Origin of the sequence: Promineifilum sp. (SeqCode) (assembly GCF_041918635.1) — a bacterium.
Classification (GTDB): domain Bacteria; phylum Chloroflexota; class Anaerolineae; order Promineifilales; family Promineifilaceae; genus Promineifilum.
Window position 1 is genome coordinate 1 of the sequence record NZ_JAYRVJ010000382.1, and the last position, 4,814, is coordinate 4,814.

General features: G+C 68.4%; 3 protein-coding genes and 1 pseudogene. 1 reads left to right on the plus strand and 3 read right to left on the minus strand.

Annotation, left to right across the window (positions count from 1 at the left end; translation table 11 throughout):
• The coding region (locus ACE3UY_RS12015) for an ATP-binding protein (protein WP_374687761.1) at positions 1–3,121 on the plus strand (3,121 nt) is incomplete at its 5' end.
• A gap of 53 nt (positions 3,122–3,174) precedes the next feature.
• Here ACE3UY_RS12015 and ACE3UY_RS12020 read toward each other — a convergent pair.
• The 3 genes and pseudogenes from ACE3UY_RS12020 to ACE3UY_RS12030 form a co-directional block, all read right to left on the minus strand.
• Complete coding sequence (locus ACE3UY_RS12020) at positions 3,175–3,534, minus strand: hypothetical protein (RefSeq protein WP_374687762.1); 360 nt, start codon at positions 3,532–3,534, stop codon at positions 3,175–3,177.
• Positions 3,535–3,563: 29 nt separating this feature from the next.
• Positions 3,564–4,061, minus strand: a complete 498-nt coding sequence (locus ACE3UY_RS12025; protein ID WP_374687763.1) for a DUF456 domain-containing protein — start codon at positions 4,059–4,061, stop codon at positions 3,564–3,566.
• Between the two features lie 90 nt (positions 4,062–4,151).
• Positions 4,152–4,814, minus strand: a pseudogene (locus ACE3UY_RS12030) (hypothetical protein); the annotation flags it as partial.

A 4,814-nucleotide genomic window follows, 5' to 3' on the forward strand; every position in this document is an offset into this window, starting at 1 on the left:
ATCGCGGTCGCAGTGGGCGCTCTTCCTCGTTCTCTGCCTCGCCGCGCCGCTGCTGAGCCAACTCCTCCCGCTGGTTCTACCCTGGCCCAACGCCATCCTGCGCGACCACCCGGCGACGAACGCGGTGGCCCTGTTCGCCGCTGTGCCTGCCCTTTTGGCCGGAGCGGCGCTGAATACCCCGGCGGCCATCGTCGTGGGCTTGCTGGCCGGGCTTGGCCGGGCACTGGGCCAGACGGGCGCGCCGGTAGACATCCTCGCCGGCGGTCTGGCTGCCGGGCTGTCGGCCGCTCTGCTGCGCCAGAACTACTCCGGACAGCTCTTCCGCGTCCTGCGCCACCCGGTGACGGCCGCCGTGGCCGGGCGGCTGACGCTGGCCCTCTTTGTGGGCCTGCACGTGTTCATCAGCGCTGTGCCGCGCGCCAGCTTTCTCGGCGCGCTCGATCTCGCCCTCTTTCTGGGCGGTAGCAGCCTCCTGCCGTTGGCGTTGGAGGGCTTAGTCGGTGGGATTTTGACAGCCATTGGGCTGTGGATCGCCCCGCAGTGGCGGCCCGATCGCGGCCTCGTTCCCTCGCCGCTGCACCGCAGCCTCCAGCGCCAGATCGTGGCCGCGTTCCTGTCCTTTGCCGCCGTGGTCCTGCTGCTCAGCGCCATTGTTGCCTTTATCCTCTCCGGGCGGGCGGCGGCGCGCGCGCTGGCCGAGCAGATGGCCTTCAACGCCGACACCGTCGCCGTCCGGCTGGGGACGCTGCAACGCGCCCTGGTCGACGAGTTGACCCAATCCGCCGCCGATCCGGCGCTGGCGGCGGCCGAACCGGCGGTCAAGTCGGACGCGTTAGGCCGCTTGCTGGAGCGCTCGCCGCGCTTCAGCGAGATCGTCCTGATCACGGAGGCGGGCGTCTTCAGCGATGATGCGACCGCCGTAGCCGCCCTCACGCCCGCGCAGCAAGTAACTGTCGCCGAGGCGCTCAACGCGGGCCGGCCGCGGCTGGGGGTGGAGGAGGCGGGTGGGGAACGCACGGTCATGCTGGCCGTGCCGCAAGTCGACGCCGCCAACCGGCGCTTCGTTCTGCTGGGCCACATCGCGCCAGCGGCGCTGGCCGACGCCATCGGCAGCCTGCCGCTGCCTGGCCGGGCGGGGCAAGGGCTGGTGGTGGATGAGCAGTCGCGCGTCGTGTTGCACACCGGCGGCGCGCCGGCCGGCGAGTGGATCGCGCCGCGCGCCGACCAGACGGCCATCGGCCTGAGCGGCCCAGGACAGCGGCGCGTCTACCAGATGCTCGACCCCGACACCGGCGCGCGCCAACTCGTTTACTACACGCTCGTTCCGGAAAACGGCTGGACGGTTGTGGCCGCCGTGCCAACGGCCGTCGCCCTGCGCCAGGCCCTCAGCGTCATAGGGCCGTTGGCGCTCCTGTTGTTGGTGGTCAGCGGCCTGTTCTTCGCCTACGTGGCCGGGCTGGGCCGGGCCATCAGCCGCCCCATCGCCGAGATGGGCCAGGCGTCCCGGGCCATTGCCGGCGGCGGGGGGCTGGAGCGGCCGGTGCGTCCGCAGCGGGAAGACGAGATCGGACAGTTGGGGCTGGCCTTCTCCCAGATGCAGCGCTCCCTGCGCCAGCGGCTCGACGAGCTGTCGCTGTTGTTGAGCGTCAGCAACGACGTGGCGGCGACCGTCCACATCGGTGAGGGCATGTCGGCCGTGTTGCAAGGCGTGCTGCGCGGCACGGGCGCGGCCGGGGCGCGGGCCGTGGTGCGCAACCCCAACTCGTCCGCGCCGCTCATCTTTGCCGAGGGGCCGGCGGCGGAGAGCATGGCCGCGCTCGATCAGGCCGTTGTCCGGCACGTGAGCGCGGTGGAGGAACTGGCGCTCGGCTCGCCGGCCGAAATTCGGGCCAACCTGGGCCTCGACGCGCCGGTGGCCGCGCTCTTCGCCTTGCCGTTGCGCCTGGCCGGCGAATTTCAGGGCGCGCTCTATATCGGCTATCGCCAGCCCCATTATTTCAATAACGACGAGCGCGGCCTGCTGCGGACGCTGGGCGGGCAGGCGGCCGTCCTGGTGCAGAACGCCTACCTGTTCGCTGCGGCCGAGGGGGGCCGGCGACGGCTGGCCGCCGTGCTGTCCAGCACCATGCAGGCGGTTGTCGTCACTGACCAGACGGATCGGGTGTTGCTCATCAACCCGGCGCTGGAGGCGGCCTTCGGCTTGAATGCCGGGGCGGTGGCCGGCCGGCCGGTGGGCGACGTGTTCGGCGGCCTGGCCGGCGGGGCGAAGCTGGCGGAGCGCCTGAGTATGGCGGCTCGCCCGGAGGCGCGCGAGCCGGATAGCGCGTTGGAGGTGGAGGCCGGCGGCCGGACGTTCCAGGCCAGCATCGCTACGGTGCAGGGGCGCGGCGGGCAGCCGATGGGCCGGGTGGCCGTCTTACAGGACGTGACCGACTTTAAGGCGGTCGACCGGCTGAAATCGGAGTTCCTGTCGGGTGTCTCCCATGACCTGCTCAGCCCGCTCACCTACATGGGCAACTACGCCGACCTGCTGTTGGAGAGCGCCGAGGCGACGCCGGAGCGGGAGTACGCCGAGCGTATTCGCGGCGGCATCGATCGTATGACACTGCTGGTCAACGATCTGTTGGAGATGGCCCGCGTTGAGGCGGGGATGAACCTCCAATTCGACCGAGTTCCGGTTGATGAGTTGCTGCGCGAGGTGGCGCTGGAGTATGCGTCGCCGGCGCGTCTGGCCGGCGCGCAGTTGGTCGTGGAAGCGCCGCACGAGTTGCCGCCGGTCATGGCCGACCCGGTACTCTTGCGCCGGGCGGTCACGAACCTGGTCACCAACGCGCTTAAGTACGCGCCGGGCAGCGGGCTGGTGACGTTGCGGGCCGAGCGGCGGGAAGGGGAACTGCTGATCAGCGTGCGCGACCGCGGTCCCGGCATCCCGCCGGCTGAGCAGGAGCGCCTCTTTGAGAAGTTCTATCGCGGCCAACAGACGATGGCCGAGCGGGCGCGCGGCTCCGGCCTGGGGCTGGCTATCGTCAAGTCGATTGCTGAGCACCACAGCGGGCGCGTGTGGTGTGAAAGCGAGGTAGGGGTAGGCAGCACGTTCGGTCTGGCGCTGCCGCTCAACTAGACCTGACAGGTGGCGGCGTTGCCGCAACGCGGCCACCTGTCAGGTCTTAACGCTTACTCCAGAAACCGTTCTTTCCCGAACAACCTCACGCCGATCCAGGACAATGACATCAACGGAATGACCTGCGTGAAGGGAACAAAGGACTCCACTGTTGCTACGCCGCGCAGGCCCTTTAGCCCTAGCCGATCGAGGACGATCCAGGCGATGGGCGCGGAGAGGAAGTCGAGGGCCAGATCGAGCACGTCGAGAAAGAGGACGACGAGAAAGGGGGTGTAGAGCAGCGTCTCGGCAAAGCCCGCCCCTTCCGGCACATGGATGCGCCGCACCTGAACGATGATAATCGCCAGCAGCAGCAGCGCCAGCACACCCGCCACGCCCATCACGGCCAGCAGGGTCAGACCAAAATTCCGCACAAATTCTTCTATAGTCAACGATTTTCCACCTACACCTGCGTTGCGAAAAGCAGGATCATAATCACCGCGCCGACCAGTTCGACGGCGGCGCTGAGGCCCCAGCCTACGACGCCGCCGAGGGTCGCTCGTAGCGCCGGCCGCCACTCGCGCAGCCGCAGGTACTCGGCCAGGAGGATACCCGCGCCGTAACCGACAATGGTGCCGAATATGGGTAATGGAATCACAAACGTCCCCAATAGCCCGCCGAGCACCCCGGCGGCCAGCGCCTTCCAGTTCGCGCCGCCCGTCTTCGCCCCCAGCAGCGGTAGCCACAGGTCGGCCGTGCCCGCGACGAGGCCGATGAGCGTGATCAGCGCGAACACCCAGGGCGAAAACGTCTCGAAACCGTCCACGGGCCAGGCGTAGAACACAACGCCGGCCCACACCAGCAGCGTCCCCGGTACAACCGGCATAAAAGTCCCAATGATGCCTAACAGAAAGGCGATCACCACGACAACCAACGCCAAATCTTGGCCCAGTGTTTCCATATTACCGTCTATACGTGAGAAGTGACCGGTAGTTGTTAGAGGCCAGGTTGCAGGGGCTAGGGACTAGGGAAGAGCGCTCTTCCCTGGCTCCTACAGGCTGCGATAAGCGCGCAAAAAACGGTCAAAGATAGTAGCCATGTAGGGGCGCATGCCGGCGACCGGCCCCTCGTCGTAGCGGGCCAACTCGGCCTCGCTCAACCGATTGACCTTCTGCCAGGCATACTTACCCGGCATGTCGGCCGACCACGCGGCGAAGAACGGGAACCAGGTCGTCAGCACGTGCAGGCAGTGGGCGGCGGGAATGGCTTCCCGAAAGGCGCGGGCCGAGACGCGCTGGCCCAACTCGGCCGCCAGCGTCAGCAGGTACGTGTCGATCATCGTCTCCTCGGCCAGCGGCGACAGCTCGCGCAGTCGCAGCCGCGGCTCGCGCTCTCCCTCGCCGTTGGCCGCCGGCTGGTGGTCGATGAGCAGCGGGTAGCGTTCCAGGAAGGCCACCAGATCGAGCACGCTTGGCCCCAGTTGCGCGCCGCTCCAATCGATCAGGTATTGCTCGCCGAAGATCGTCAGCCGCCAGTGGTCGACGTGGGGTGCGCCGTGGAGCAGCGTGATGGGCAGTTCGTCGAGCGTTGCCAGCAAGGGCACGGGGTCGTCGAGCAGGTCGGCCGCGGCGGCCAGATGGCTCTCGCCCAGCACGCCCGGCCAGCCGCCCAGATCGCGCATTACCACCAGCCCGTTGGCCGCTTGCAGGAAAAG